This window comes from Vibrio sp. L85, from assembly GCF_963871815.1.
GTDB lineage: Bacteria > Pseudomonadota > Gammaproteobacteria > Enterobacterales > Vibrionaceae > Vibrio > Vibrio harveyi.
Genome location: NZ_CAWMYL010000060.1, coordinates 1 through 1,183, shown reverse-complemented (window position 1 = coordinate 1,183; position 1,183 = coordinate 1). Strand labels below are relative to the sequence as shown.

2 protein-coding genes are annotated in these 1,183 nt (G+C 46.3%); both read left to right on the top strand.

Features of this window, described 5'->3' with window-relative positions; genetic code table 11:
* Positions 1-145 precede the first annotated feature (145 nt).
* Positions 146-436: a hypothetical protein gene (locus tag AACR11_RS07665; protein ID WP_017818802.1), complete on the top strand. Its 291-nt coding sequence runs from the start codon at positions 146-148 to the stop codon at positions 434-436.
* Between the two features lie 18 nt (positions 437-454).
* On the top strand, positions 455-1,183 hold a 729-nt coding region (locus AACR11_RS07660), incomplete at its 3' end, for an IS91 family transposase (protein ID WP_139374565.1).

Below are 1,183 nucleotides of genomic sequence, written 5' to 3'. Positions count from 1 at the left end.
AGAACCGGCGGCATAGCCGCCTGAGCGAGCTACGCTCGAAAGCAAAGAGACTCAACCCTTACAACGCACTGACAATTTAGAGTTCACCTCTGAACTCATTCCACTTTAAAATACCTTTAATTCATTGAAAATATAAGGTAATCACATGTATCTCACCCCTCAAGAATCAATAGAACAGCTACAGTTTGAACTCAATGATACTAAAGGCCGATTGGACGCTTTAAGTTTTATGGCTCGGATAATCCTCGATAGCGTGAAGCTTCAGGATGAAGACGCTTACCAAGCATTAAAAATGGCTTGCCTCACATACAGCCAAGACCACCTAGCCGCTCTAGGGGAAATTGGTGAAGATGATATAGAGGAGCAAGCTCAGGCTTTTGCAGAAGAGATTGAAAATTTATTCTGCGATGAAGAGGACCTATTTGGCGAAGAGTAGCGATAACCCAACCCCCTCATGCACTTACGCTCACTCAGGCAACTGTTTGCTCGAAATGGCACTTGGGCAATATATCTCAGCAAACATATCTCTGAAATCAGAGAGGTTGTTGTTGATAACGTCACCCGTATGATGGCTTGCGGCTCAGCGAACATGGGGTCGCGTCTCTACAAATGCAAAAGCTCCGGTTGTACCTACACCAAATATCTCAATCAAAGCTGTAAGTCTCGTGCTTGCAGCAGTTGTGGCGTCAAATCCACCGAAAGGTGGATACGCCAACAACAGCATGTGCTGCCAGACTGCGAATGGCAGCATATCACCTTCACTATGCCAAGTTCGCTCTGGCCTATCTTTCGTCATAATCGCTGGTTGCTTAATCGATTATTCAAGTGTGCAGCTACCATTTTAACGACCTGGGCTAAACGGCAAGGGTTAGAAATTGGTGTTTTCTGTGCGCTTCATACCTACGGTCGCAAGCTCAATTGGAATTGTCATGTTCACGCATCAGCGACACGCGGAGGGATTTGCCGACGAACAGGGCTGTGGAAGCCAATTTATTTCAAAGCCAAAGTGACAGAAGCGTGTTGGCGAGCTGCGATTACGCAGCTCTTAAGCTCACATTACTCAGAGCTTGACTTAAGCGCAGACGATTGCCCCTACGTTCGTCATGAAGGAGATTGGCACGCTTTTCTTCTTAGTCAATATCGCCGCCGTTGGAAACTGCATTTTGGAAAGAAGACAGACCAA